The 25,982-nt window shown below is 40.1% G+C and carries 22 protein-coding genes; 2 read left to right on the forward strand and 20 right to left on the reverse strand.

Going from position 1 to position 25,982, the window contains the following annotated elements; translation table 11 throughout:
* Positions 1-102: 102 nt before the first annotated feature.
* The 12 genes from ACORHV_RS05900 to ACORHV_RS05955 all read right to left on the reverse strand — a co-directional run bounded on the left by ACORHV_RS05900 (position 103) and on the right by ACORHV_RS05955 (position 8,668).
* Positions 103-720 (reverse strand): TIGR01906 family membrane protein, encoded by a 618-nt coding sequence (locus ACORHV_RS05900; protein ID WP_000850606.1) that lies wholly within the window; start codon positions 718-720, stop codon positions 103-105.
* Complete coding sequence (locus ACORHV_RS05905; protein WP_000221322.1) at positions 710-1,483, reverse strand: TIGR01457 family HAD-type hydrolase; 774 nt, start codon at positions 1,481-1,483, stop codon at positions 710-712. The genes ACORHV_RS05900 and ACORHV_RS05905 overlap by 11 nt, the downstream gene beginning before the upstream one ends.
* A gap of 6 nt (positions 1,484-1,489) precedes the next feature.
* Entirely contained in the window at positions 1,490-2,227 is a 738-nt protein-coding gene (locus ACORHV_RS05910; RefSeq protein ID WP_000524801.1) for an acyl-[acyl-carrier-protein] thioesterase, read from the reverse strand.
* Positions 2,228-2,231: 4 nt separating this feature from the next.
* Positions 2,232-3,362 carry a radical SAM family heme chaperone HemW gene (gene hemW, locus ACORHV_RS05915; RefSeq protein WP_001170089.1) on the reverse strand — a complete coding sequence of 377 codons (1,131 nt, stop codon included), beginning with the start codon at positions 3,360-3,362 and terminating at the stop codon, positions 2,232-2,234.
* A gap of 72 nt (positions 3,363-3,434) precedes the next feature.
* The gene (locus ACORHV_RS05920; RefSeq protein WP_434397766.1) at positions 3,435-3,833 is read right to left on the reverse strand and encodes a YtxH domain-containing protein; all 399 of its coding nucleotides are present in this window, start codon (positions 3,831-3,833) and stop codon (positions 3,435-3,437) included.
* Between the two features lie 15 nt (positions 3,834-3,848).
* A complete protein-coding gene (locus ACORHV_RS05925) occupies positions 3,849-4,232 on the reverse strand; it encodes a DUF948 domain-containing protein (RefSeq protein WP_000895024.1) in 384 nt (127 codons plus the stop codon).
* Entirely contained in the window at positions 4,233-5,021 is a 789-nt protein-coding gene (gene lgt, locus ACORHV_RS05930) for a prolipoprotein diacylglyceryl transferase (RefSeq protein ID WP_434397768.1), read from the reverse strand.
* Positions 5,014-5,949 carry an HPr(Ser) kinase/phosphatase gene (gene hprK, locus ACORHV_RS05935; protein ID WP_162279552.1) on the reverse strand — a complete coding sequence of 312 codons (936 nt, stop codon included), beginning with the start codon at positions 5,947-5,949 and terminating at the stop codon, positions 5,014-5,016. The genes lgt and hprK overlap by 8 nt, the downstream gene beginning before the upstream one ends.
* Before the next feature lie 136 nt (positions 5,950-6,085).
* A complete protein-coding gene (locus tag ACORHV_RS05940) occupies positions 6,086-7,048 on the reverse strand; it encodes a hypothetical protein (RefSeq protein ID WP_216734234.1) in 963 nt (320 codons plus the stop codon).
* Between the two features lie 63 nt (positions 7,049-7,111).
* Positions 7,112-7,288, reverse strand: coding sequence for a 30S ribosomal protein S21 (gene rpsU / locus ACORHV_RS05945; RefSeq protein ID WP_000048054.1), 177 nt, complete (start codon positions 7,286-7,288; stop codon positions 7,112-7,114).
* A gap of 79 nt (positions 7,289-7,367) precedes the next feature.
* The gene (locus ACORHV_RS05950; protein WP_247924239.1) at positions 7,368-7,712 is read right to left on the reverse strand and encodes a hypothetical protein; all 345 of its coding nucleotides are present in this window, start codon (positions 7,710-7,712) and stop codon (positions 7,368-7,370) included.
* Positions 7,713-7,960: 248 nt separating this feature from the next.
* Complete coding sequence (locus ACORHV_RS05955) at positions 7,961-8,668, reverse strand: glucosamine-6-phosphate deaminase (RefSeq protein WP_000864609.1); 708 nt, start codon at positions 8,666-8,668, stop codon at positions 7,961-7,963.
* 146 nt (positions 8,669-8,814) lie between these two features.
* Between ACORHV_RS05955 and queA the strand changes: the two genes are divergently transcribed.
* Positions 8,815-9,843: a tRNA preQ1(34) S-adenosylmethionine ribosyltransferase-isomerase QueA gene (queA, locus tag ACORHV_RS05960; protein ID WP_255778833.1), complete on the forward strand. Its 1,029-nt coding sequence runs from the start codon at positions 8,815-8,817 to the stop codon at positions 9,841-9,843.
* Positions 9,844-9,882: 39 nt separating this feature from the next.
* Here the strand turns inward: queA and ACORHV_RS05965 are convergent, their stop codons facing one another.
* Genes ACORHV_RS05965 through ACORHV_RS05985 form a run of 5 tightly spaced genes read right to left on the reverse strand, consistent with a single transcriptional unit; the run spans position 9,883 to position 14,583 of the window.
* On the reverse strand, positions 9,883-10,743 hold the full coding sequence (locus ACORHV_RS05965; protein WP_316716992.1) for a YihY/virulence factor BrkB family protein: 861 nt from the start codon (positions 10,741-10,743) through the stop codon (positions 9,883-9,885).
* Between the two features lie 29 nt (positions 10,744-10,772).
* The gene (locus ACORHV_RS05970; RefSeq protein WP_000421612.1) at positions 10,773-12,827 is read right to left on the reverse strand and encodes a cation:proton antiporter; all 2,055 of its coding nucleotides are present in this window, start codon (positions 12,825-12,827) and stop codon (positions 10,773-10,775) included.
* Positions 12,828-12,838: 11 nt separating this feature from the next.
* The gene (locus tag ACORHV_RS05975; RefSeq protein WP_000361094.1) at positions 12,839-13,093 is read right to left on the reverse strand and encodes a hypothetical protein; all 255 of its coding nucleotides are present in this window, start codon (positions 13,091-13,093) and stop codon (positions 12,839-12,841) included.
* Entirely contained in the window at positions 13,086-13,643 is a 558-nt protein-coding gene (locus ACORHV_RS05980) for a class I SAM-dependent methyltransferase (protein WP_434397773.1), read from the reverse strand. The genes ACORHV_RS05975 and ACORHV_RS05980 overlap by 8 nt, the downstream gene beginning before the upstream one ends.
* Complete coding sequence (locus tag ACORHV_RS05985; protein ID WP_434397775.1) at positions 13,627-14,583, reverse strand: TIGR01212 family radical SAM protein; 957 nt, start codon at positions 14,581-14,583, stop codon at positions 13,627-13,629. Before ACORHV_RS05985 ends, ACORHV_RS05980 begins: the two co-directional genes overlap by 17 nt.
* Positions 14,584-14,674: 91 nt before the next feature.
* Between ACORHV_RS05985 and ACORHV_RS05990 the strand changes: the two genes are divergently transcribed.
* Positions 14,675-15,034, forward strand: a complete 360-nt coding sequence (locus tag ACORHV_RS05990; RefSeq protein ID WP_000525394.1) for a DUF3397 domain-containing protein — start codon at positions 14,675-14,677, stop codon at positions 15,032-15,034.
* 81 nt (positions 15,035-15,115) lie between these two features.
* On the opposite strand, the gene ACORHV_RS05995 is transcribed toward ACORHV_RS05990, so the two are convergent.
* From ACORHV_RS05995 to ACORHV_RS06005, 3 genes are all read right to left on the reverse strand, one after another.
* Positions 15,116-15,856: a class I SAM-dependent methyltransferase gene (locus ACORHV_RS05995; RefSeq protein WP_434397778.1), complete on the reverse strand. Its 741-nt coding sequence runs from the start codon at positions 15,854-15,856 to the stop codon at positions 15,116-15,118.
* 206 nt (positions 15,857-16,062) lie between these two features.
* Positions 16,063-19,701: a Cna B-type domain-containing protein gene (locus ACORHV_RS06000; RefSeq protein ID WP_434397780.1), complete on the reverse strand. Its 3,639-nt coding sequence runs from the start codon at positions 19,699-19,701 to the stop codon at positions 16,063-16,065.
* Positions 19,702-20,293: 592 nt separating this feature from the next.
* Entirely contained in the window at positions 20,294-25,774 is a 5,481-nt protein-coding gene (locus tag ACORHV_RS06005; RefSeq protein WP_434397782.1) for a SpaA isopeptide-forming pilin-related protein, read from the reverse strand.
* Between the last annotated feature and the right edge of the window lie 208 nt (positions 25,775-25,982).

A 25,982-nucleotide genomic window follows, 5' to 3' on the forward strand; every position in this document is an offset into this window, starting at 1 on the left:
AAAATCTCCTGCTTTGCAAGTTTATCTTTAGGATAACCTAACAATAAATAGGGAGTAGAGCAACTTCTCTCGTTTTTTATTAAAAATACAGAACTTTTTCCACTATTTCCTTGAAGCTTTAACAAAAAGGAAACTAAACATTCCTTCATACAAAGCAAAGAAAAGTAAAAAGGCATGGAGAAAGAAAGTCTCTGGCAAAATCCAAATAACGGGATCCTTTGCTGGATCAAAAAGCCAGGTATCATCTCCCACAAAGAGAATCTGATGGAAAAGAGTAAAGAATTGCTCAAAACCAATTAACACTCCTACAAGGCCAATGACTAGAGGCAATAGCACTAAAGTCAGAATACTTTTACGATATAGAGGTAGAAATCCTTTTTTCACAATCTTTCTAACAAAGAAATAGAAACTTGGAAGTGTCACCAAAGTGACTAGCTGAACCAAGTGGAAGAGATTTTTCACCACCGCAAAATGGTGTAAACCTGCAGCTGATGAACGAAAATCTGGCATCTCCAAGACCTGACTAAAGGGATTGGTCAGGTAATTCATTAAGATATGAAAATTGTACTGAATGGTTTCGGGCTTTAGATAGACTCGATTCGCTAAGTTCAGCCACTCAATTTCCAAAGGATAGAAAATCCATGCCAGATAAATGGTCAGTAGGATAGAAAGGGAGAGGAAAAAGAGCATACTTCCCCAAAAGGTCAGTTTAGTTTTCATCGAAATTCCACTCCGCAAGGCTAGAAACTACATGAGTTGGTGCAATTGGCAAGTCCGCCACTTCTTCTGCTTTGGTAAAACCTGTCGTCACCAAGAGCGTTGGAATGCCATTGTCAATCCCTGCTCGGATATCCGTCAGGTAATTGTCCCCAACCATGAGCAACTCTTCTCTTTTCAAATCCAAGTGCTCAACTGCCTTGTCCATAATGATCGCATTTGGTTTTCCGATATAAACTGGTTTGACCCGTGTTGCTACTTCAAGAAGTGTAATTAGTGAACCAGCACCAGGCAAGAGACCACGTTCCGTCGGGATATTGAGGTCAGGGTTGGTTCCGATAAAGTGAGCCCCCTTTTGAATGGCTAGAGTCGCCGTCGCAAATTTTTCATAATCGACTTGCCAGTCCAGTCCAACGACCACATAGGCTGGATTTTCCTTGTCTTCGACATAACCAGCTGCCTGAATGGCATCCTTGAGTCCTGCTTCTCCGATGACATAGACTGTCTTTTCCAGTCCCAAGTCATTCATATAGTCGATGGTTGCCAAAGTCGCTGTGTAAACCGTTGATAGAGGCGTGTTGATATTAAAATTCTGAGCCAACATCTCTTGAACACTCTCTGGAGTGCGTGTTGTATTGTTGGTTACAAAGAGATAAGGAATTTCTCGCTTTTGCAATTCATGCACAAAAGCCTCCCCCGCTGGAATCCGGTCTTTTCCCTTGTAAATGGTTCCGTCTAAATCAATTAAATAACCTTTATATGTCATCTCTCTTTAGTCCTTTTTTATTTCTTGCCAAGTAATCATAGCTTGGGCATTGATCTCACCATCACTGATAATCTGATGCTTGCTTTCTAGTCCCTTGAGTTCATAAGCTGAGGCAATCATGCCACCTGGCCGCACTTCTTTGACATACTTGAGATTGATTTTCTTTGGAATATAGTTGGTTAGAAAATCGGCCCCCATGACCTCAAAAATCCAATCTAGGTATTTACTATTATTGACATGACCATTCATATCCAAATCGTAAAAACGAACATGGTAGTCTTTACTGATAGGATCTTCTAGATTTGCATACTTCGGCCCACGGATCAGTTTTTTATCAAACTCAGACTGGTAAGGCGCAACAATCTCAGGCTCGACTCCATGAACTTTCCGACTATTGCGGTCCATGAGAACAAAGGTTGCCAACATGTGAATCATTTCTTGACCTGCTTCATCGTAGAGAGTGAAGCGACGATAGCAAAAGAGACGATTGTAACTCAAGGCTTCCGTTTCAATCGTAATCTCCTCAGCAAAGCGAGGCAAACGTACCACGTCAATCTCATAATCCGTGATAATCCAGACCAGATTGTAGCGTTCCAAGACGTCCTTGTCACTGACTCCCAGCTCAATCGATTGCATACCTGATACTTGCAGGGACAGCAAAATCACATCTGGCAACTTGATATGACCGTTCATGTCCGCCATATCAAAAGGAATTTTCATTTTCATCTGATAAGTTAAGCCCATCGTTCTACTCCAAAATAAATCGTTCTGCTACAGTGTCTCCTAAAAAGAGACCCCTCTTTGTCATTCGGACTCGATCACCATCGATTTGCATAAGACCTTGTTGAACCAATTCTCTAATGATTTTTCCATATAGTTCATCAAAGGACCGTCCAAATTTTTCCTCAAATCGCGCCATAGAAACCCCAGATTTCTTGCGGAGTCCCAAAAACATTTCTTCTTCCATCTGCTCCTTTTGAGTCAGGTGTTCTTCAGTTATCCGAGCATTTCCTGCCTCTACTGCGCCTAGATAATGGCGGATAGGTCCGTGATTTTTATAACGAACTCCGTTCACATAACCTGACGCTCCTGCACCGATACCATAGTACTCAGCATTGTCCCAGTACATGAGATTGTGACGACTTTCAAAGCCAGGCTTGGAAAAATTTGAAATCTCATAATGCTCAAAACCAGCTCGCTCCAGTTCTGCAATGATGTACTCAAACATCTCTGCTTCTAACTCTTCCTTGGGCAGGGGCAATTTCCCACGTCGCATACGGTTCATAAAGACCGTATGGTTTTCCAAAATCAAGCTATAAAGACTCATATGAGGAATATCAAGCGAGATAGCCTTAGCTACATTATCCTTGACCTGTTCCATGGTCTGACCTGGAAGAGCGTAGATCAAGTCGATGGAGATATTGTCAAAACCAGCCAGTTTGAGCCGGTCGATATTCTCATAAATATCCTTTTCCAAATGACTGCGCCCAATCTTTTTCAGCATTTTGTCATCAAAGGTCTGCACACCTAGAGAGACACGATTGACTGGCGACTGTTTCAAAACCGCAATCTTATCCTCGTCCAAATCTCCTGGATTGGCCTCAATGGTCAACTCTTCCAAAACTGACAAGTCCAAGTTTTTAGTCAAGCCATCCAAGAGCACTTCTAATTGCGGAGCTGACAAAGCCGTTGGCGTCCCACCTCCAATGTAGAGGGTTCGCAATTTTTGGATATCATAAGAACGGAACTCTTCTAGCAGATGCTCCAAATAACTATCTACTGGTTGATTCTTGATAAACACTTTTGAAAAGTCACAATAATAACAAATCTGTGTGCAAAAGGGAATATGCACATAGGCTGATGTTGGTTTTTTCTGCATAGTATTTATTATACCACAAAGACTGCTTTCCAGATAAAAATCACCATCCCCAGAACCAGAGATGGTGATACCTTATACTTCAGTAATATCGATGATGATTTCTTCTTGGTCTTCAGCAACGTCTGGAGTTGTTGACTGTTCTTGCCATTGCTCCTTGAAATTGTTAAGGGTTTCTTTTGAAGCTTCTGTCGCTTGTCGAGCACAGTTTTTAGCTTGGTCAAGGACACTGTCAAAAGTGATTTCACCAGATTCTACTTGTTCCTTTGTTTTCAGCACAAAGTCCGTTGCCTGTTCCTTCACTTCAGTTAGTTTCTCACAAACCTGCTCTCTAGCATATTCTGGATCTTCTCTCAAATCATCTAGAAAATCCTGAGCTTGACTGCAAACTTGCTTGCCCTTGTCACTGGTTAAGAACAAGGCCAAAGCTGCACCTGATACAGTTCCTAAAAGGATAGAGGATAGTTTTCCCATGAGATTTCTCCTTTTTTATTTTTTGAAAAATTTACTTGCAACACGAAGAGCTGACAAGCCTGCACCCGTTTTAATGGTCTTTGAACCAGCAGATGAAGCTTTTTTGCCTAAAACACGTGCATGTTGGTTGAGATCAGATACTGACTCAGACAAGTCTGCTACAGCCGTAAAGAGTGGATCAATCGTCGCAACCTTAACATTGATATCGTCAACCAAGACATTAACTTTTACCAACAATTCATTGGTATGATGTAAAGTAACATCTACATCTGAAGACAAGGTTTTGATGGTTTTCTCCGTCTCATCAATCATTCGACCTGCTTTTTGAATGGTAATCGTCAGATAGACTAAACAAACAATCAAAGCAATGGCAACAAGAATATAAGCAACTTCTAACATTTAGTTTTCCTCCTCAGTATGATAGAAAGGGGCTTTCTTTCGATTTTGATAAAGTATGATAAAAATACCGAGTCCGATAAGGACAACTGATAACCATTGGGAAACTCGCAAACCAAAGAACATGAGGCTGTCTGTCCGCATCCCTTCGATAATCATACGACCAAAGCCATACCAAATCAAGTAGAAAGCAGTGATATGACCACGTCTGATTCCCTTTAATTTTCGTCTAAAAATCAAAATCAAAGCAAAACCGATCAGATTCCAAACCGACTCATATAAGAAGGTCGGCTGACGGTAGCTACCATCAATGTACATCTGGTCACGAATGAAGCCTGGCAAATAATCCAGACCATCTACTGCTGCACCGTAGGCTTCTTGGTTAAAGAAGTTCCCCCAGCGCCCTAAACTTTGGGCAATCAGAACGCTCGGAGCCGCAATATCTAGAAAGTCCCAAGTATTGATGAGTTTTCTATCCGCAAAGATATAGAGTACAATAGCTCCTGCTATCAAACCACCATAAATGGCCAAACCGCCATTCCAGATGGCGATGATTTCACCTGGATTTTGCAGATAATAATCTAAACGAAAGAGTACGTAGTATAGTCTAGCACCTAAAATAGCTACAGGAAAAGCAATCAGGATAAAATCCAAAATATCATCTGATAGGATTTTCTTTTTAGGAGCTTCTTTCATGGCAAGATAGACTGCCAAGATCAAGCCTGCCACAATACACAGGGCATACCAACGAATGGAAAAAGGTCCGATTTCAAATGCAACTGGATTAATCATGTTTCACCTCATTTTGAGCGATCAGATTTGTCAAACGTTCTTCAAATAAACGTGTCGCATCAAAGCCCATTTCCTTAGCACGATAGTTCATTGCTGCCGCCTCAATAACAACAGAGATATTGCGTCCTGTTTTTACCGGGATGCGGATACGTGGAATAGCTACACCAGAAACTTCTAATTCTTCGGCATTGTTTCCTAGACGGTCAAAAGTCTTATGGGTATCGTAATTTTCCAAATAGACAGCCAGCTGAACTTGTGAAGAATCTTTTACAGCGCTTGCTCCATAGAGACTCATAACATCGATAATCCCAACTCCACGAATTTCAAGTAGATGCCTTAAGATTTCAGCAGGTTCTCCCCAAAGAGTCATCTCATCCTTAGAATAAATATCGACACGGTCATCCGCTACTAGACGATGGCCACGCTTCACGAGTTCAAGACCTGTCTCACTCTTACCGATACCACTATCCCCTTGGATCAAGACCCCCATGCCATAGATGTCCATCAAGACACCATGCACACTGGTACGTTTAGCCAAACGGGAATCAAGGTAGCTGGAAAGTTCTCCAGATAAACGACTGGTTGCTGTTCGACTGGTTAAAATCGCAATCTTACATTCTCTAGCAGCCCTCAACATTTCCTCTGGCACTACCAGACCACGAGCCACGATAACCGCAGGTGTTTCAGGTAGAAACATTTTCTTCAAAACTTGATAACGGTTCTGGGCAGGCATGGCAACTAAATAGGACCACTCCTTCATCCCTAACAGCTGAATCCGTTCTGGTGTATAGTAATCAAAATAGCCCGTCATTTCAAGACCAGGTCTCATAATGTCCGCAGTATTGATTTCTTTTTCAAGTAATTCGCCTTCACCATAGACAATATCTAGTCTGAGTTTTTCAATGACATCTCTTACTAAAACCGACATAATTTCCTCCTTCAATCGAGTTCTCCCTACTATTATATCAGATTGTAGTTGGAAGTTTCCTTTTTTTGCAGGATTTACAGTATTTATTTGATGTTGCTTGGGAAAAGATTTGACTAGTAAGTCTTTTCCTACTCTTTTAAATTAACCGAGACAAATCTACTGCAAATTGGTCAACGTCTATCACCAAGTCCCTTCCAGATTTTTCAAAGTAAATTCTTGGAAGACCTTTTGTTAATATTCTATTTGCATCAGCCATATCTTGAGGATAGGTATAGAACTGTTGACCTTGTGGAAACTGATTTTGGACTTGCCATTCTTCAAACTCCTTCAAAAAAGTCTTATGAGATGGCATACTGACTTCTTCGAACAAGGAATGGTCAAACAATCGTACCAAACGATATAGACCATGAATCTCATCCGCAAAGCACTTATCAATTTTTTCATAGGGGTAACCTCGTCTCTGATAAGCTTGGCATAAACTTTGTAGGGACTCACTTAATGCAACTGCATCTTTTCTTGCCAAGTTTATGAAATACCGAACAGAAAATTCTTCCATACCAGTTCGTTTTTTCTTCCCTAAAAACTGTTGTGCACGCAAGAGAGACTCGGATAATCTTTCTTCATCTTGATAATAAAGAGCGTATAAAAGATTCATCACATTTTCTGGATAATAGGTTCCTTTCAACAAGGGTAAATCTTTGGGGATGAATGATGGAATGGCTGAAAAATCATTACAAGCAAAAGAGGTAAACAAGCCTTTTAAAATTCCATCTGTGTAGATGGTTCCACTTGCCAACAAACCGCCTCTCAGCAGCTCGGTTCTTCCTGTTTGCCATAGAGCGTTGTTTAACTGCTTATAATCCCCATCTAAAAACGCCGCATAATAGGCAAAATATTTAGTATCATCTAGCAATAAGCTACTGTACAATTTTACTCTTAAAACCTTGTCAGACAATACTTTTGACTCGGTCAAATACTTTTCAAAAATTCTTTTGTTTGACTCTTCAAAATCCTTCCAATCTATCGGATCAGCACAATAACCCCAATCTTCCAAGTGATTTTCACGCATCTTTTGATATTCTTTTATATACTCTCTCATAATATTTTTTCCTCTAAACACTATGCAAAAAAAGACTAGACAAGTCTAGCCTTTCATTTCAAATTAGAATTTTTTACGTTTACGAGCTGCTTCTGATTTACGTTTACGTTTTACAGAAGGTTTTTCATAGAATTCACGTTTGCGTGTTTCTTGAAGAGTACCAGCTTTAGTAACCGCACGTTTGAAACGACGAAGTGCATCGTCAAGAGATTCATTCTTACGTACTACTGTTTTAGACATTTTTTTCACTCCCTTCAAGTTCAAGATCTATTCTATTTTACACGCAAAATGAATAAATGTCAAGAGAAAACTAAGTTTTTTATTTTTCATAATGACTAATAATATAGTCCACCATCTCCTCCATCTCTGCTTCAGATAAAGGTAGTTCCCAGTTTGTTGTTTCCATTTTAAGAAAGGCATCACTGACCTCAGATTTATTATCTGGCAACAAAATGTTGCCGTCTTTTTCAAACATAATACCTATCCGATCATATAAGACATGAAGATTATTAGTTTTATTTTTATTTTTATTTGGATCAATATCAAAAGACTGTAAAGAGATTAATATATCATTTCCTTTATAAGACAAATCAATCCACATATGATTTGATAAATCATATGGTCTAGATAATCTACTACCCGAGGTGTACTTTTTATTCCCCATACCTCCTGAATATTGATTTCTTGTGTTATATGGTTTATCTTTTGACTTAGTAAAAAGAGAATTCCCTTCCTTATCTTTCTTCTTTGTAATGAATTTTATTATTTTTTTCTCTCTTCCGTTCTAGCGCTCTTATATGCTTCTTTTACTTTTAGAAATTCTTCTTTATTCATGTTATCCTCCTAACGTCATGTTGCAGTTTTATATGTCTAAAAACACTCACTCCAAAGAGCAAGTGGTTCATGTAATTTTTATTTTTCAAGTAAGCTAAGAGCTTCTGCATCAGCGATAATCGTCACATCAGGGTGGTTTTGTAAGCTACTTGCTGGTAGACTTTCAGTCACTGGGCCTGATACTGTTCCGGCAATGGCTTCTGCTTTCGACTCACCGTAAGCAAAGAGAATAATTGACTTGGCATCCAAGATGTTTTTAATTCCCATTGAAATGGCTTGAGTTGGAACGTCTTCAATCTTGTCAAAGAAGCGAGCATTAGCTTCGATGGTAGACTGGTCAAGTTCGACTAGATGCGTTTGGCTATCAAATGGAGTTCCTGGCTCGTTAAAGCCGATATGTCCGTTGCGACCAATTCCCAAGATTTGCAAATCAACAGGATGGTCCGCCAAAATTTGATTGTAGCGTTCAACTTCTTCTTCAGCATTGTCCTTAACCCCACGAGGCAAGAAACTTTCCTTAAATGGTTTTTGGTTGAACAAGTTTTCCTGCATGAAGTAACGATAAGACTGCGGATTGTCCCCATCAAGCCCTACATACTCATCAAGGTTCACACTGGTTAGATTTGAAAAATCAAGGTCACTCTCAACGATTTCCTTGTAAAATTCAAGTGGACTGCTTCCTGTCGCAAGTCCTAATGTTTGAGCACCATTGGCCAATTTTTCCTTCAAAATCTCAAAAGCTACTTTTCCACCTTCGACTTGATTCTCAACTTTTATAACTTTCATTTTATATCCTCCATGTTTCTATATTTATTATATGGTATAGACCAATTTTTGTCAAGTGAAAACGATTTAATTTCTTAAAAAAGAGCGTCTAAACTTGAAACATGTTATAATGGATAAGATTAGAACTTAGAAAGAATGATAAAAAAATGAATACAGCTGATTTTGATTTCCACTTACCTGAGGAATTGATTGCCCAAACACCCCTTGAAAAACGTGATGCGTCTAAACTTCTTATCGTTAATCGCGAGACGAGAGAAATGCAGGATAAACACTTTCACTCTATTATTGATATGTTGGAACCAGGTGATGCCCTTGTTATGAACGACACTCGCGTTCTCCCTGCCCGCCTCTATGGTCAAAAGGAAGAGACCGGAGGTCATGTGGAGCTTCTCCTGCTCAAAAATACTAGTGGTGATGAGTGGGAAGTCCTCGCTAAACCTGCCAAACGCCTCAAGGTTGGTACTCGTGTCAGCTTTGGCGATGGCCGCCTCAGCGCTGTTGTTACCGAAGAATTAACCCACGGGGGCCGCATTGTCCGCTTTGAATACCAAGGAATTTTCCTAGAAGTTTTGGAAAGTCTAGGTGAAATGCCACTGCCGCCTTATATCCATGAAAAACTAGATGATCGCGAACGTTATCAAACGGTCTACGCTAAAGAAAGTGGCTCTGCTGCTGCACCGACTGCTGGTCTCCACTTTACTAAAGAACTGCTAGCAGAAATCCAAGCCAAGGGTGTTCATCTGGTTTATCTCACTCTTCACGTCGGACTCGGAACCTTTAGACCTGTCTCTGTTGACAATCTGGACGAACATGAAATGCACTCAGAATTCTACCAACTTTCTGAGAAAGCAGCTGCCACCCTTCGCTCTGTCAAGGAAAATGGAGGTCGCGTCATCGCTGTCGGAACCACTTCGATCCGCACACTGGAAACCATCGGTTCCAAGTTTAATGGGCAAATCCAAGCAGATTCTGGCTGGACCAATATCTTTATCAAACCAGGCTACGACTGGAAGGTTGTGGATGCTTTTTCAACCAACTTCCACCTACCCAAGTCAACTCTTGTTATGCTAGTTTCTGCCTTTGCCGGTCGTGACTTAGTCCTAGATGCCTATCACCATGCCATCCAAGAACACTACCGCTTCTTCAGTTTTGGAGATGCTATGTTTATCTATTAAGAAAATCCCTATTAGGAAACCTAATAGGGATTTTTTTAATTATTCCATACTAAACTTTGGATCTTTCAAACTCTGAACACTGGCATTGATAACTGCTCCGATAATCAAAATCTTTGCAATGAGAATAAACCAAAACATCATGACTACCACGATAATGGAACTGAAAAATCGAACGTCAACTAGATGATTAACATAACTATTGACGTAGACAGAAAAGATATTCAATAAAAAGATAAGAGTTAGCAAAACAAAGACACTTCCTGGTAAAACATAGCGGATTCGTGGTGCTTTTACTTTTGGAAGGAAGTAATAAATCATAACTAGAATGGCAAAGATCAAGGCATAGACCAGAGGGCCTGTAAAATCTTGCAGGTAGGAAAATAGCGGACTGTCTGATTGCCAGTAAGTTTTGAGGAGGTTGAGCAACATACGACCAAACATACTCAAAAATAAGGCAAAGGCAAAAAGGATCTGCAAGCCAAAACTAACAAGTAGACTCATCAACTGATGGGAGATAATGCCTCGACTCTTGGTCACCCCATAGGCTTTGTTAAAGGCTTTTTGGAGGAAATCCATTGATTTCGAAAAGGTCCAGAGTGCAGATAAAACGGCAAAACTCAGCAAACCAGTTGATGGTTGAGTCAGAACTTCTCGGACAATCTTGGCAACCACATCATACACCGTATCAGGCAAGAATTCCTTGATCGTCAGTAAGAAATTTGAGACTGGAATCTGAAAATAAGGCAAAATATTGACCATTATCATTAGCAAAGGAAAGATTGAAATCAACCAATAGTAGGCAACCGCAACACTGGTCAACTCGCTATCAGATGCTTGATAATAATGCAAAAAAGCTTTCAATAAGGGCCTGTCCATCAGCTCTTTCCACCACTTTTTCATGTTCCATCCTCCGTCATTTTCTTCATCATTTAAGTTCTTCTGATTAAATCTAGCATATCATAAGGCAAGGTATTTGCAGCCTCTTTCAGAGAATAATTCTCTAAATTATTCACATTTTGGCGTAGTTTTTTAGCATACTTGGCTGTTATCAGTTTAGCTTCTTCGTATTCAAAGATTGCCTTACGTTCGAGATAGTAGCCTCGTAGCATTTCATCGATATTGTTTGGCTTGATGCGATTGATAACCCGCTCAACAAAGGCACCACTTCCGATAATGGCCGTCTCGCGTAGACGAGACTCTTGCATAAAGCTAATCAGAGAACTCTTGTAAACCCCTTTGAGGTTTTCCAAACTCTCGATAATCAGCTCTGTATTTTCCAAATACAACTCTGAAATCTGATCATAGTCAACTGCTAGTAGTTTACGAGATTCTTCATTCATCCAACTACGGAAAGTTTTGCCAAAGGTAAACATTTCATGGAGTAGAAAGCGCAATATCCGTAAGGAAACTAGGAAGTAATAAGTCACTCTAGAAGCGAAATTTCGATTGATACTCTGCTCCATGTTTTTTAGGTAACGTTGGTAAACTCGATAGCCACGCTCGCTGATTCTATTTTCTTCGTAGGCTTGCTCCAAACCGTCACTCTCAATACTCAAGATAAGAAGCTTGAGGGACTCCCAGTCCTCTTGGACTCTCTTATTTTCCAGACTAAGGATGAGGTTTTCAATCCGACCATGATAGTTATCAATAGCTGCATAAAGAGGAAGTTTGTTTTTGTGATGGTCCAGTTCTTTTTCTAATTCTGCAGCTACATCATTCAAAATCGCAATATGCATCAAATGATCCTTGCTTTCCTCTTGTTCTTCAGATAAGTGAGGGAGAACCAATAAACCTGTTAGAAAGCTCAATAGTGTAACGCCTGCTACAAGGAAGAGTAAGAGAGGGTATTCCTGCTCCAAATGACTTGGTATGAGGAGAATGGTCGCGATAGATACTGTTCCTTTGACACCAGAGAAGGTCAAAAGAAGCATATCTTTCGTGTACTTATTAATTTTTTTCTTAAGTCGACGCGTCCTCACAAAGTAAAAACCAGCAATCATGACAAAGCGGATCGCAAAGAGTAAGAAGGTCAGAACGACAACTGAAAGCAGTAAAAGAAGGGGATTGTAGAGAGAATTAGACAAGATCGGCTCTGCTATCAACTCTAATTCCATTCCCAAGAGAACAAAGACTGATCCATTTAGCATAAAGGTCACGGTGTGCCAAACGGTCTCCGTCACGGTGTCTACCTGAGCCTCAAGGAGCGTAATTTTCTTAAAACGACTGGCCTTCAAAATACCTGCAACCACTACTGCGATAATCCCTGAAACATGAAACTCTTCTGCGATGAAAAAGGTCATGAGTGGCAAACTTAGCTCTAGCAATAGTTCACTAGCTATATCTATCGCTCGCACACTCAGTAAAAAGCTATGCAAGAAACGATTGACCATAGCCGTCACAAAACCAACTACAAAACCACCAAGGATAGAAAGTGCTAGGGAAGTTCCAGCTTGGCTGAGAGAAAACGTTCCTGTTGTCCAAGCAGCAAGAGCCATCTGAAAGGCAACCAAACCAGAAGCATCATTTAAGAGTCCTTCCCCTTTTAGGATATTAGAAACCCGTTTGGGAAAACGAAAACGTTCAGAAAGAGATGCGAAGGCAACCAAATCTGTTGGCCCAAGTGCCGCTCCAACTGCTAAACAGGCAGCCAAAGGAAGAGTCATCCAAAGGAAGTGAGCCATGCCTCCCAAGCTTAAGGTCGAGATAAAAATCACAGGAAAAATCAGAAAGACGACAATCCGCCAATGCTTCAAAATGGACGTAATATCCGCTTCTTCTGCCTCTCGGAAAAGTAAGGGACCAATAACCATGGCTAGAAACAGCTCTGTATTGAGATGAAAGTCCGCATCGGGAACAAATAAACCAATCCCAATCCCCAAAAGAATTTGTACAAGAGGAAGGGGCAAAAAAGGGAGAAGTTTATTAGTCGTGGTTGAAATGATTAAGACAAATAAAAATAGAATCAAGTAAATGAGTAATTCCACACAATTCCTCCTTAATCTTTTTTACAACAAGATTCAAAAATCTCCTTTTGCTCTTGGATTTTCTGATCAATCTTAGAACAGTCTTTGTGCTCAATTTTTTTCTGGCATCGTTCCATTTCAAGAGCCACTAATTTTTTCTTGATTTTAAGCATTTTCTTGCTCATATGTGCTTCATCGAGCACCCCGACTGCTCGCTCGTGATGCGTTGACTCGACAAAATTTTGGCGCATTGCCTCAAGCTTCTCACGAAGGTATTGTTTATCCATGTCTATACCTTTCTAATTTTTCAATCATAACTAAAAACGGTGGATTATTAACTTGGTTGAGAGTCCGATAAATGGCAACTGTATACTCTTGTTGGTTCAACTGGCTAACAAAATCCAATACAGCATCCCTCTCAGTATCTCCTCCTTCATGACCATAGTAGATCATGATAGCAATCCGTCCCCCCTTGATAAGCAAGTAACACAGCTTTTCTAAGGCTTCAATAGTAGTCTGAGGTTGGGTGATGACGGATTTGTCAGCAGAAGGCAGATAACCCAGATTAAAAATCCCTGCCTTAGCTTCTGTCACAAACTGGTCTAGTGTCTCATGACCTTGCAAGATTAACTGGGCATTTGTCATACCTGCCTGATCCAAACGCTCTTGCGTCTTCTCCAAAGCCTGCTCCTGAATATCAAAGGCATAGACTTGCTTGGCTAGCTTGGCTAGAAAAAGGGTATCATGCCCATTACCCATGGTCGCATCCACAACAATATCCTCTTTTGTCACGACTTCAGCTAAAAAATCATGCGCCATCTCAAGTGGTCTTTTCATTTTCAAACTCCTGTTTTACAGCCTTACAGCCCTGAACACTTCCTCGGCGTCTCATTTCAGTTTCAATAGCATTTAGCACTTCCCATTTATTGAGGCTCCACATAGGGCCAATCAGCATATCTCTAGGTGCATCTCCTGTAATTCGATGGATGACGATATGCTTAGGAATGATTTCTAGTTGGTCACAAATGACCTTGACATACTCGTCCTGACTCATCAGTTGCAAGCGTCCTTCGTGGTAATCTCGCTGCATCCGTGTATTAGTCATCAGGTGAAGCAAGTGCAGTTTAATTCCTTGAATATCATTGTCCGTGACACAGCGACGGACATTTTCAATCATCATCTCATGAGTCTCACCGGGCAAACCATTGATCAAATGGGAAACAATCTCAATCTTGGGATACTTTCTCAAGCGTTTTACTGTTTCAACATACAATTCATAAGAATGGGCACGGTTAATCAGGTCAGAGGTTGCTTCAAAGGTTGTCTGTAATCCCAATTCAACCGTCAAATGCATGCGTTCCGATAACTCAGCCAAATATTCGATTGTTTCATCAGGTAAGCAATCCGGACGTGTTCCGATATTGATCCCTACTACACCTGGCTCGTTGATAGCCTGCTCATAACGTTCCCGAATCACTTCCACCTTTTCATGGGTGTTGGTAAAGTTTTGGAAATAAACCAAGTACTTCTGAACATCTGGCCATTTGCGGTGCATAAAGTCAATTTCCTTATAAAATTGCTCACGAATAGGGGCATCCGGTGCCACGATGGCATCTCCAGAACCTGAAACCGTACAAAAAGTACAGCCCCCATGAGCTACAGTTCCATCCCGATTTGGACAGTCAAATCCCGCATCAATAGGAACTTTGAAAGTCTTTTCTCCAAAAAGTTTTCGATAATAATCATTCAAGGTATTATAAGATTTCATAACTTTCATTATAACAAAAAACACCTACAATCTCAAAAGCCTGACTTTCCTACAAATTCCCTTGTTTCTCATTTCCTTTAGCGTTTTTTTATGATACAATATGGGTATGATTTTAATGAAAATAGCATCTATTTTATTATTGATATTAACCTTGGTGGTTTGCTTTATTGTCACCAAGCTTTTCGGACTTAGGAAAATAGGATTTAATTTCGCGGATCTAGCTTTTCCACTTTTGGTATTCGAGTATTACCTGATTACTGCTAAAGCCTTTACCCACAACTTTCTACCGCGACTTGGAGTCGCACTTTCTCTCCTAGCAATCCTCCTTGTAGTCTTTTTCCTTGTCAAAAAACGAAGTTTTTATTACCCTAAATTCATCAAATTCTTCTGGAGAGCCGGTTTTCTCCTTACCTTAATCATCTACATTGCTATGATTGTCGAATTGATGATGCTCCCATAAAAAACATTCCCTCAGACAGCTGTCTAAGGGAATATTTTTATCTTCATACTTACTTTCTAAGCTCTACCAAGATACTTTTTCTTATTTCCTAAATGTCAAGGCGTAGAATTTACCATCCCAAAGAAGTTTCATTTCCTTTTCCTTAACTTCGCTTGGAACAGCATTCTCAATTTCACTCAAATCAACAGTAGCATCTTTAAAATAATCCTTACTAAAATGATTTTTCTTATATTGCTGATCCACATAGTCAGCCGTCTCATCTGCGATTAAAATTTTGGTTCCTGGCTTCGCCACTCGTAGCATTTCCTGCATAGCCTTGGCCTTATCATTGAAAAAATTGATTCCGCCAACATGGTAGACAATGTCAAAACTATTATCCGCAAAGGGTAGATCCTCCGCGCAAGCATGGAAAAGTTGCAAATTGGTCTTTTTAGCGCAAGATTTAAGGCATTTTTTTAGCATACTGATAGAAATATCTACCCCTACAAAGTCTAAACTTTTCAGGTCAATTGTCTCAGGAATATAACGGAGGTCTTGACCAGTCCCGATAGAGACATAAAGAACAGATAAATTATCCTTCCATTCGATTTCTCCCATCAGATCCCTTCTCAACTTATCAATCGCCTTGCCGTGGAGAAGTGGTCCTATCCATTTCTCACTCATATCGTACCAGCGAGCCATACGGTTATACATGGTCATATATTTAGCATTATCTCCAGATAGATAATCAGGATTAAGAGACAGATAGATATCCCCATCTTTTTGAAAATTTTCTACCTCCAAACCTGGCTTCAATTTATCTTGTAATCTTGTTTCAATCATATGCAACATCTCCTTTTTTATTTGTCACCTATTATAGAGGATTTCGTAGCAAAAACAATAGCTTTTCAGTAAGTGGCAACTATCCACTTGTATCTGGTAGTAGAATCAGGGTCAGGTACAAAAGAACAAGTGCCAATTTCCATTGACACTTGTTTCCACTTTTAAACTGTGTTGCAAAATTTCGTGAAAGATACCGTTTAAAAAACTTAATCTTCTTTTTTGCGTCTTGCCAAGAATCCTGTTCCCAATCCAAGAAGGGCGATTCCAGCTATTAGAGCCACTTGATTAGACTCGCTTCCTGTATTAGGCAATTCCCCACCTTTTTTAGGCTTACCTGGTTCATTTGGTTTACCTGGTGTTGGTTTTTCAGGAGTGTGTGTATTTGTAATGTTGTAACCTTCTACTGAAGCTGTATAACCATCTGGAACATTCACTTCTTCAACAGTGTAGGCAATCTCCTTACCTTCTTGATAACGATCAAGACCTGTAAACTCATAAGTCCAGCCACTTGTTTCTGACACTGTAGCTGTCTGACCGGTTTCCTTACCATCTGCAAGAAGTTTTACGGTGATAGATGCTGGACGGATGCCATCTTTGTTATCTTCATCTTTCCAGATCTTCTTACCTTTTACAGATGTTTTCTCTGGTGTGTGGGTGTTGGTCACATTCATACCAGTTTCAGTAGCTGTGTAACCTGTAGGAACACCAACTTCTTTGACTGTGTACTCGATTGCTTTACCATTTTGGTAACGATCCAGTTCAGTGAATTCATACTTCCAACCTGTTTCAGCTGTTGCGATTGCTATCTTGCCAGTTTCTTTACCATTGGCAAGAAGAGCGACAGTGATAGATGCTGGACGGATACGATCTTGGTCGTTATTATCAATCCAGGTCTTTTGTCCACTTACAGCAATTTTTTCTGGTGTATATTCATTGGTAATGGTGTACTTGCCATCCTTATCTGTAGTGATGGTTGCTTTGTATTCTGTCATAGCAGTTTCTTTGACAGTATACTTGATTTCTTTACCATTCTTATACTTAGGAAGTTTTTTTGATTCGAACTTCCAGCCAGTTGCTTCTGAAACTTCAATTTCTTGAACAACCTTGTCGCCGTTAAGAATTTGAACTTTCACAGATCTTGTTCGTTTGCCGTCTTGGTTGTTGTTATCTTTCCAAATCTTAGTTCCTGAAAGAACAACTGTTTCTGGGTTATAGGTGTTTGTCACTACTTGACCAGTCACAGAGGCTTCGTAACCAGCTGGTACATCCACTTCCTTGATAGAATAGGTGATTTCTTTTCCAGCTTCGTATTGTGGAAGATTGGTGAAGGATGCTACCCAAGTGTTATCATCAGTCTTCTCCTTAGCTGTTAAGGTCAATTTCTTACCTTCAACGGCTACTGGATCTGCATTTCCTACTTTTTTATAAAGTTGAACCGTTACGGACTCAGGACGTTTACCGTCTTGGTTGTTCGCATCATTCCATACTTTTGTTACCTTGTAGTCAATTTCTTTAGGAGCATATTTGTTTGTGATGGTAAAGTCTGTAATAGTCGCTTCGTATTCTGCTACGGCTTCTTCTGTTACAGTGTATTTGATTTCTTTACCAGCTTTATATTTTGCTAATTTCGTGAATTCGACAGTCCAAGTTCCATCTGCGGCTGCTTGAACTTCTTTCGAATCAACTTTCTTACCGTCTGCTAAAAGATTGATTGTAATCTTAGTTGGACGTTTGCCGTCTTGGTTATTAGCGTCATCCCAGTTCTTAGTTGCTTTTACATCAACTGTTTCTGGTGAATAGCTATTTGTGATGGTGAATCCAGATGCAGCATCACCAGTAATTTCAGAAGTGTAACCAGGAACAGTTACTTCTACTACTGTGTACTTAATAGGTGTTCCGCCTTTATCAGCATCAAGGTCTTTGAAGCTTCCAGCCCAACCATTTGCTTCAGTCAATTCAAGTGTTTTACCAGTATCTTGACCATCTGCAAGCAATTTAACCGTGACAGAAGATGGGCGTTTACCATCTTGGTTGTTCTCGTCCTTCCATACTTTCTTAACAGAAACTTCCGTTTTTGCTGGAGTGTAAGTATTCTCAAAAGCTTTTTCATCATCGTAAGAAACAGTTGCTTCAAGTGCACCTTTACCCTTGTCCGTTACAGTAACTGTAGCCGTAACAGTTTTAGTGTCGTACTTGATGCCTGTATCACTGCCAGCTTTTTCAGCAATTTTAAAGGTATAAGTCCCTGCTTTGTCGAATTCCAATTCTGAGAAAGCAATGTTTCCGTCTTTGTCATTCTTCACAGTTTCTTTCACCTTACCATCTTGGTCTGTTAAAGTGAATTCAAACTCTTCAGCCTTCAACTCACGTCCTGTAAGTTTTTTATTAGCTTTAATCTTAGCTTTAGCTTTGCTACGTTTATTTGTAACTGTTTTGATAGCTCCATCTTGTCCAACAGTCATCTCAAATGGAGTAGGATTCAACTCATATCCCTCAGGAGCCTCAATCTCGGTTACCGTAAAGTTCCCTTTCTTGATATCACTTTCTGAGTAAATAGATGACTCAGCAATTCCGTCATCATTTGTCGTTACAATTTCCTCTTTAGCCGTAGCTCCTGCCGGAGGAGTAATCTTGAATTTTGCTCCTTTTAGACGGTCATGAGTCAGCTCGTCGACCTTGTAAAGAATGATACGGTAACCAGTTTCTAACTGAATTGTACCGCCTGAAGCAACTACTGAGTTTCCGATTTGCTTAACGACTGTCTTATTACTATAGTCGTCATATGTAAGAATCTGGTCATCACCCTTCATTTCAGCATTGTTTTGGACTTGCGTGCCATCAGCTGGAGCACTTGTTTTATAATTAATTCGAAATGCTGCTGGTTTACCGTTCTTCGCAAGAATTGAAGATGCATTGTTAATTGTTAAAGTAAATTCTGTGTAAGAATCATTCCATTTTACTTGGTAATCCTTACCAGCTTCTAAAACCACTTCATCTTTCAAATAATAATATTGATCATACCAACCTGCTGTGACGCTAAATGTTTCAGGAATCATTTGCATTGGTGAAGCATTTGGATCTACCCAGTCATGAATTTCAATTTTATTATAGGCTGCTTGTTTCGGATTAACACGAACATACCAGCTGTGTAAGTATTTTCCACTCTTATTTAGAGCCTTTGATGTCCAATCCTCTTTGTAAATCAAACCATGATATTTATTGAAATTAGCTCGACCGATTCCTTCAGAATAATCAGCCGTATCACCTTTTTTAACCTTGATTTGATGGGTGATTTCATTTATGGTTTCCGTTTTATCAAAACGAAGCGTTTCATTGCTTAATTCATTTTTAGAACTAAAACCAACAAAGAAATTCCCTTTAACGTTTTGGACTTGATAGCCACCTTTTTTCTCAAGATAGGTTTTCAGATTTTTTAATGTAATAGTTGCCTTACCACCATTATTATCCCCGTTTGATACAATTTGAGTTTCTCCGATAACGAGATCTGTTTCCCTATCTTTTAAATCAAAAGTTTCATTTCTAACAGTTAAAGGGCTCGGAACAGTAAAGGTAAAGGTATCACCGTCCTCTAATTTACCATCATAGGCGCTCAAATCGTAATCAACAGTGAATTTATAATTTGAGTAGTTATGATGTTCAGGAGAAAGTGTATAAACACCATTCGCATCTGGTTTTATAAACTTACCATTATCAACCTCCCAAATTCCAATATTACTGATAACGTTCTTCAGTTCCTTTGCTTGAACTGAATTTGGAGCAAAGATTATCCCTAGCAAACAGGCCAGAGAAGTTAGGATGGGTAACCAGAATTTCTTGTTCTTCATAATCTTCCTTTCTAAATTACCGAAAACATTAAAACGACAAACTATGATTATAAAACCTCAACACTCATCTCCTTTCGAATTCGTTGAAATCCATGAGGGTTATTAAATAAGTTACATCATATTAACATGTGTCATAACTATATGTGAGTGCATTATTTATCATATTTGTTCTATTTTTAATATAGAAACCTCCTTTAATTTCATTATAAAACAAAATTAACTTTTTTTGTAATATTATGAGGTTATTGCCTTTTGAAAATATTGACACAGTGTAAAATTACTGCCATAAAAACTAATTCTTTCATCAGACTGAAGTTTCTTTAAGTATAGTGTACACTTACGAACAACTTCTCTTTTAAACAAACAGAAAGAAACATTGCACAAAACATTCCATTTATTTATAAGTTTGATACACCTTAATAATTATCCAAACTATTTTATATAAGTAAAACTCAGAAGAAATCTAGTAATAGTCATATCCCATCCTGATAAATAGTTTAATTTAGCATATTTCATTATTCTGAACCATAAAAAAAGACCAGGGAGTTATCCCTGATCTTTCTTTAATCTACTTATTGGCTACTAAATGAGATTAGTCTTCTTTTCTTCGTTTAGTTGCTACAAGACCTGCACCTAAAGCTAGAAGAGCTAAACCTGCTGCTAATGCAGCTTGTCCAGATTCACTTCCAGTGTTTGGTAGGTTAGGATTTTCTGGTTCAGTTTGGTCCGTTACTACTAACTTACCATCCTTAAACTCAACCTGATTTCCACTAGCATTTACCACTGTTACAGTTCCGTCGTAGTTAACTTGGAATGTAATATCTGTTACTGCTAAGTATCCAGTTGGAGCGGCTTCTTCATGGAAAGTATATACTCCCGGAGTCAAATCAAGTACATGTGATTGTTTGGCTTTTGAAGTCCATTCAGCCACAGGATTACCTGCAACTTTTTCTCCACGGAAAATTTGGATTTTTGCACCCGCGATTTCTTCACCCGCTAGATTTACCTTGCTAAAGGTAATCTTACGTGGAAGGTCATCATCTTTATCAGTTACAGTTACAGTTGAACCGTTTGTTACGACTTTGTTTTCTTCACCTTTAGAGTCTTTTTCACCAACATTTGTCACTTCCACTGTGCCGTCGTATTTGACTTGGAAAGTGATGTCCGTTACTTTGAGGTAACCAGTTGGAGCTGCTTCCTCATGGAAGGTGTAAGTGCCTGGAGCCAAGTTGAGATCTTTAGACTTACCAGCTTCTGAAGTCCAGCTTTCTACGGCTGTGCCTTCTGCCTTGTCGCCTTTATAGATCTTAATCTCTGCACCAGCGATTTCTGTTCCACCAAGGCTAACCTTGCTGAAGGTGATCTTACGTGGAAGGTCATCGTCTTTATCGGTTACAGTTACTGTTGAACCGTTTGTGGCAACTTTGTTTTCTTCACCCTTAGAGTCTTTCTCACCAACGTTTGTCACTTCCACTGTGCCATCATGTTTGACTTGGAAAGTGATGTCCGTTACTTTGAGGTAACCAGTTGGAGCTGCTTCCTCATGGAAGGTGTAAGTACCTGGCGCCAAGTTGAGATCTTTAGACTTACCAGCTTCTGAAGTCCAGCTTTCTACGGCTGTGCCTTCTGCCTTATCGCCTTTATAGATCTTAATCTCTGCACCTGCGATTTCTGTTCCACCAAGGCTAACCTTGCTGAAGGTAATCTTACGTGGTAGGTCATCGTCTTTATCGGTTACAGTTACAGTTGAGCCGTTGGTTACGACTTTGTTTTCTTCACCTTTAGAGTCTTTCTCACCAACATTTGTCACTTCCACTGTGCCGTCGTATTTGACTTGGAAAGTGATGTCCGTTACTTTGAGGTAACCAGTTGGAGCTGCTTCCTCATGGAAGGTGTAAGTGCCTGGAGCCAAGTTGAGATCTTTAGACTTACCAGCTTCTGAAGTCCAGCTTTCTACGGCTGTGCCTTCTGCCTTGTCGCCTTTATAGATCTTAATCTCTGCACCAGCGATTTCTGTTCCACCAAGGCTAACCTTGCTGAAGGTGATCTTACGTGGAAGGTCATCGTCTTTATCGGTTACAGTTACTGTTGAACCGTTTGTGGCAACTTTGTTTTCTTCACCCTTAGAGTCTTTCTCACCAACGTTTGTCACTTCCACTGTGCCATCATGTTTGACTTGGAAAGTGATGTCCGTTACTTTGAGGTAACCAGTTGGAGCTGCTTCCTCATGGAAGGTGTAAGTACCTGGCGCCAAGTTGAGATCTTTAGACTTACCAGCTTCTGAAGTCCAGCTTTCTACGGCTGTACCTTCTGCCTTGTCGCCCTTGTAGATCTTGATTTGTGCACCAGCGATTTCTGTTCCACCAAGGCTAACCTTGCTGAAGGTGATCTTACGTGGAAGGTCATCGTCTTTGTCGGTTACAGTTACTGTTGAGCCGTTGGTTACGACTTTGTTTTCTTCACCTTTAGAGTCTTTCTCACCAACATTTGTCACTTCCACTGTGCCGTCGTATTTGACTTGGAAAGTGATGTCCGTTACTTTGAGGTAACCAGTTGGAGCTGCTTCCTCATGGAAGGTGTAAGTGCCTGGAGCCAAGTTGAGATCTTTAGACTTACCAGCTTCTGAAGTCCAGCTTTCTACGGCTGTGCCTTCTGCCTTGTCGCCTTTATAGATCTTAATCTCTGCACCAGCGATTTCTGTTCCACCAAGGCTAACCTTGCTGAAGGTGATCTTACGTGGAAGGTCATCGTCTTTATCGGTTACAGTTACTGTTGAACCGTTTGTGGCAACTTTGTTTTCTTCACCCTTAGAGTCTTTCTCACCAACGTTTGTCACTTCCACTGTGCCATCATGTTTGACTTGGAAAGTGATGTCCGTTACTTTGAGGTAACCAGTTGGAGCTGCTTCCTCATGGAAGGTGTAAGTACCTGGCGCCAAGTTGAGATCTTTAGACTTACCAGCTTCTGAAGTCCAGCTTTCTACGGCTGTGCCTTCTGCCTTATCGCCTTTATAGATCTTAATCTCTGCACCTGCGATTTCTGTTCCACCAAGGCTAACCTTGCTGAAGGTAATCTTACGTGGTAGGTCATCGTCTTTATCGGTTACAGTTACAGTTGAACCGTTTGTGGCAACTTTGTTTTCTTCACCCTTAGAGTCTTTCTCACCAACATTGGTCACTTCCACTGTGCCATCATGTTTGACTTGGAAAGTGATGTCCGTTACTTTGAGGTAACCAGTTGGAGCTGCTTCCTCATGGAAGGTGTAAGTGCCTGGCGCCAAGTTGAGATCTTTAGACTTACCAGCTTCTGAAGTCCAGCTTTCTACGGCTGTGCCTTCTGCCTTATCGCCCTTGAAGATCTTGATTTGAGCACCTGCGATTTCTGTTCCACCAAGGTTAACTTTACTGAAAGTAATGGCTTTTGGACTATCATCGTCTTTATCCGTTACTGTAACAGTTGAGCCGTTGGTTACGACCTTGTTGTCTTCACCCTTAGAGTCTTTCTCGCCGACATTGGTTACTTCTACTGTTCCGTCAGTTTTCACTTTGAAAGTAATATCTGTTACTTTGAGGTAGCCGGTTGGAGCGGCTTCCTCATGGAAGGTGTAAGTACCTGGCGCCAAGTTGAGATCTTTAGACTTACCAGCTTCTGAAGTCCAGCTTTCTACGGCTGTGCCTTCTGCCTTATCGCCCTTGAAGATCTTGATTTGAGCACCTGCGATTTCTGTTCCACCAAGGTTAACTTTACTGAAAGTAATGGCTTTTGGACTATCATCGTCTTTATCCGTTACTGTAACAGTTGAGCCGTTGGTTACGACCTTGTTGTCTTCACCCTTAGAGTCTTTCTCGCCGACATTGGTTACTTCTACTGTTCCGTCAGTTTTCACTTTGAAAGTAATATCTGTTACTTTGAGGTAGCCGGTTGGAGCGGCTTCCTCATGGAAAGTATAAGTACCTGGTGCCAAGTTCAAGTCTTTAGACTTACCAGCTTCTGAAGTCCAGCTTTCTACGGCTGTGCCTTCTGCTTTATCGCCCTTGTAGATCTTGATTTGAGCACCTGCGATTTCTGTTCCACCAAGGTTAACTTTACTGAAAGTAATGGCTTTTGGACTATCATCGTCTTTATCCGTTACTGTAACAGTTGAGCCGTTGGTTACGACCTTGTTGTCTTCACCCTTAGAGTCTTTCTCGCCGACATTGGTTACTTCTACTGTTCCGTCAGTTTTCACTTTGAAAGTAATATCTGTTACTTTGAGGTAGCCGGTTGGAGCGGCTTCCTCATGGAAGGTGTAAGTACCTGGCGCCAAGTTGAGATCTTTAGACTTACCAGCTTCTGAAGTCCAGCTTTCTACGGCTGTGCCTTCTGCCTTATCGCCCTTGTAGATCTTAATCTGAGCACCAGCGATTTCATTTCCTCCAAGATTGACTTTACTGAAGGTAATAGCCTTTGGAGTTGTATCCTCTTTGTCAGTGATTGACAAAACAGAACCAGTTGTTACGACAGTATCTGTTGTACCTTTTTTGACAATTGTAATAGAACCATCAGCATTGACCGTGAAGGTAACATCATCAACATACTGATACCCATCTGGAGCAACGGACTCTGTTAGAGTATAGGTACCAGGAGCTAATTTAATCACTTTAGAAGTATTAGCTTCTGTTGTCCAGTCTGCTACAGGTGGAGCTTCTGGTCTTACACGATCTCCGCTGTAGATTTTAAGTTCGGCACCTGGAATTTCTTTTCCATTTGGATCCACCTTTTTGAAAGTAATCTCTTTTTCAATTGGAGTCTTCGGAGGTGTCTTCTTATTTTCAATTCGACGTTCTACTGATTTGTCTGAACCAAACTCATCTGGAGAAATTTTAATATCTTCAGTTAATTTGTCATAGCCAAGAGGAGCAGTTACTTCACGAATTGTATAGTTGTCTCGCAACAATTTACCTACACTAGCGTTACCATCAGAATCTGTTGTCAATCGTCCAACAACGGCTTGGTTACGATCACGAATCACTTCAAAAACTGCACCTTGCAGAGGTTGGCCTGCTTCGTCTACCTTATGAATTTTAATGGTGAAAACATATCCTTCTGCAACACCACCTGCAATCTGGTAGGTACGTGTGCTGGTTGATTGTTCATTCTCACTACCATTGTAGCTCATGTTGGCTACGTTCGTGATTTCCTCACCATCGACTAGATCATAATTCGCTTTAGCTCGATACTCGATCATATAACCAAAACCATTAGTATCTCCTAAAGGAAGGGTGAAACCATCACCATTCGCATTTACCACTAGTTGGTTTTTAAAGGTTTCGGTCATATCCTGAGCATTAGTCCATTTCCAGTCTCCGTTATTCCAACTCCAATCTACTTTGTAAATACGAAAAGTATCTGGTAGGAATGTCATATTTGGAGAAGAGAAAGCATCTTTGATAGTGACATCACTGTAGTTCGCCATATTGCGGTTTACAGTAATGTTATAACGGATTACATTTTTCTCGTCATCCTTGTATTGGAAGGAACTCTTTTCAATTTTAGAGTCGTATTTCCCTGGAGGACCGTTATAACGGATTTTCCCTGCAAATAGAACTCTATGTCCTACAGTAATATTGACATCAACGTCTTTTTCTTCTGAAACAACGTCATGGTCAACTCGGACATAAACAAAGAATTTCCCCCTAACGCCAGAATTATTCTCAACAAACTTTGTGTAAGTTAGAGTAATTGTTTTGCTAGCTGCATCTAAACGACCAGTAGCTACAAGATTGTTAGAAGCATCTCGTAATTCAATGTCTGAAGAGTTTGAAAATGTAATCTCTGATGGCAATTGAAGTGTTGTTGTATCACCTTCATGCACCGTATTATCTGGCAAAACAAAATCTGCAGTAAGACGGAATTCTTGCCAAATATCCAACCCTTGCGTTAAAGCTTCACCAGATCTGTTTTCAACACCAACACTAGTGATCACATCATTATACTCTGTCGCATGTACTTGCGTCAGAGGGGCAAATGATTGGAGAATAACTCCCAAACAAAGAATAAGGATCTGAATCCAAGATCTTATTTTCTTGTTCATTTAATCTTCCTTTCTTATAATATTCAGTTGTAAATGTACAATGTAATAGTAAACTAAATGATTGTCCCCAACTAATCACCATTCTCCTTTTTCAAGCGAAAATTATTAGCCACATTACATCCACATTTTATCATACTATGAAGAAAAAGGCTAGAACTATCAAGCAAATTTTTATAAAAAAAATCCAATTTTTTCTTACAGGTTGAAA

This window comes from Streptococcus sp. KHUD_016, from assembly GCF_051106465.1.
GTDB lineage: Bacteria > Bacillota > Bacilli > Lactobacillales > Streptococcaceae > Streptococcus.

Coding starts and splice junctions, on each gene's coding strand:
- ACORHV_RS05910 (WP_000524801.1), bottom strand. CDS start 2,227: ATGGGCTTAACTTATCAGATGAAAATGAAAATTCCTTTTGATATGGCG.
- ACORHV_RS05900 (WP_000850606.1), bottom strand. CDS start 720: ATGAAAACTAAACTGACCTTTTGGGGAAGTATGCTCTTTTTCCTCTCC.
- queA (WP_255778833.1), top strand. CDS start 8,815: ATGAATACAGCTGATTTTGATTTCCACTTACCTGAGGAATTGATTGCC.
- ACORHV_RS05965 (WP_316716992.1), bottom strand. CDS start 10,743: ATGAAAAAGTGGTGGAAAGAGCTGATGGACAGGCCCTTATTGAAAGCT.
- ACORHV_RS06000 (WP_434397780.1), bottom strand. CDS start 19,701: ATGAAGAACAAGAAATTCTGGTTACCCATCCTAACTTCTCTGGCCTGT.
- hprK (WP_162279552.1), bottom strand. CDS start 5,949: ATGTCGGTTTTAGTAAGAGATGTCATTGAAAAACTCAGACTAGATATT.
- ACORHV_RS05990 (WP_000525394.1), top strand. CDS start 14,675: ATGGGTATGATTTTAATGAAAATAGCATCTATTTTATTATTGATATTA.
- ACORHV_RS05985 (WP_434397775.1), bottom strand. CDS start 14,583: ATGAAAGTTATGAAATCTTATAATACCTTGAATGATTATTATCGAAAA.
- ACORHV_RS05905 (WP_000221322.1), bottom strand. CDS start 1,483: ATGACATATAAAGGTTATTTAATTGATTTAGACGGAACCATTTACAAG.
- ACORHV_RS05980 (WP_434397773.1), bottom strand. CDS start 13,643: ATGAAAAGACCACTTGAGATGGCGCATGATTTTTTAGCTGAAGTCGTG.
- ACORHV_RS05940 (WP_216734234.1), bottom strand. CDS start 7,048: ATGAGAGAGTATATAAAAGAATATCAAAAGATGCGTGAAAATCACTTG.
- lgt (WP_434397768.1), bottom strand. CDS start 5,021: ATGATTAATCCAGTTGCATTTGAAATCGGACCTTTTTCCATTCGTTGG.
- ACORHV_RS05955 (WP_000864609.1), bottom strand. CDS start 8,668: ATGAAAGTTATAAAAGTTGAGAATCAAGTCGAAGGTGGAAAAGTAGCT.
- ACORHV_RS05920 (WP_434397766.1), bottom strand. CDS start 3,833: ATGGGAAAACTATCCTCTATCCTTTTAGGAACTGTATCAGGTGCAGCT.
- hemW (WP_001170089.1), bottom strand. CDS start 3,362: ATGCAGAAAAAACCAACATCAGCCTATGTGCATATTCCCTTTTGCACA.
- ACORHV_RS05925 (WP_000895024.1), bottom strand. CDS start 4,232: ATGTTAGAAGTTGCTTATATTCTTGTTGCCATTGCTTTGATTGTTTGT.
- ACORHV_RS05995 (WP_434397778.1), bottom strand. CDS start 15,856: ATGATTGAAACAAGATTACAAGATAAATTGAAGCCAGGTTTGGAGGTA.
- ACORHV_RS06005 (WP_434397782.1), bottom strand. CDS start 25,774: ATGAACAAGAAAATAAGATCTTGGATTCAGATCCTTATTCTTTGTTTG.
- ACORHV_RS05950 (WP_247924239.1), bottom strand. CDS start 7,712: ATGGGGAATAAAAAGTACACCTCGGGTAGTAGATTATCTAGACCATAT.
- ACORHV_RS05975 (WP_000361094.1), bottom strand. CDS start 13,093: ATGGATAAACAATACCTTCGTGAGAAGCTTGAGGCAATGCGCCAAAAT.
- rpsU (WP_000048054.1), bottom strand. CDS start 7,288: ATGTCTAAAACAGTAGTACGTAAGAATGAATCTCTTGACGATGCACTT.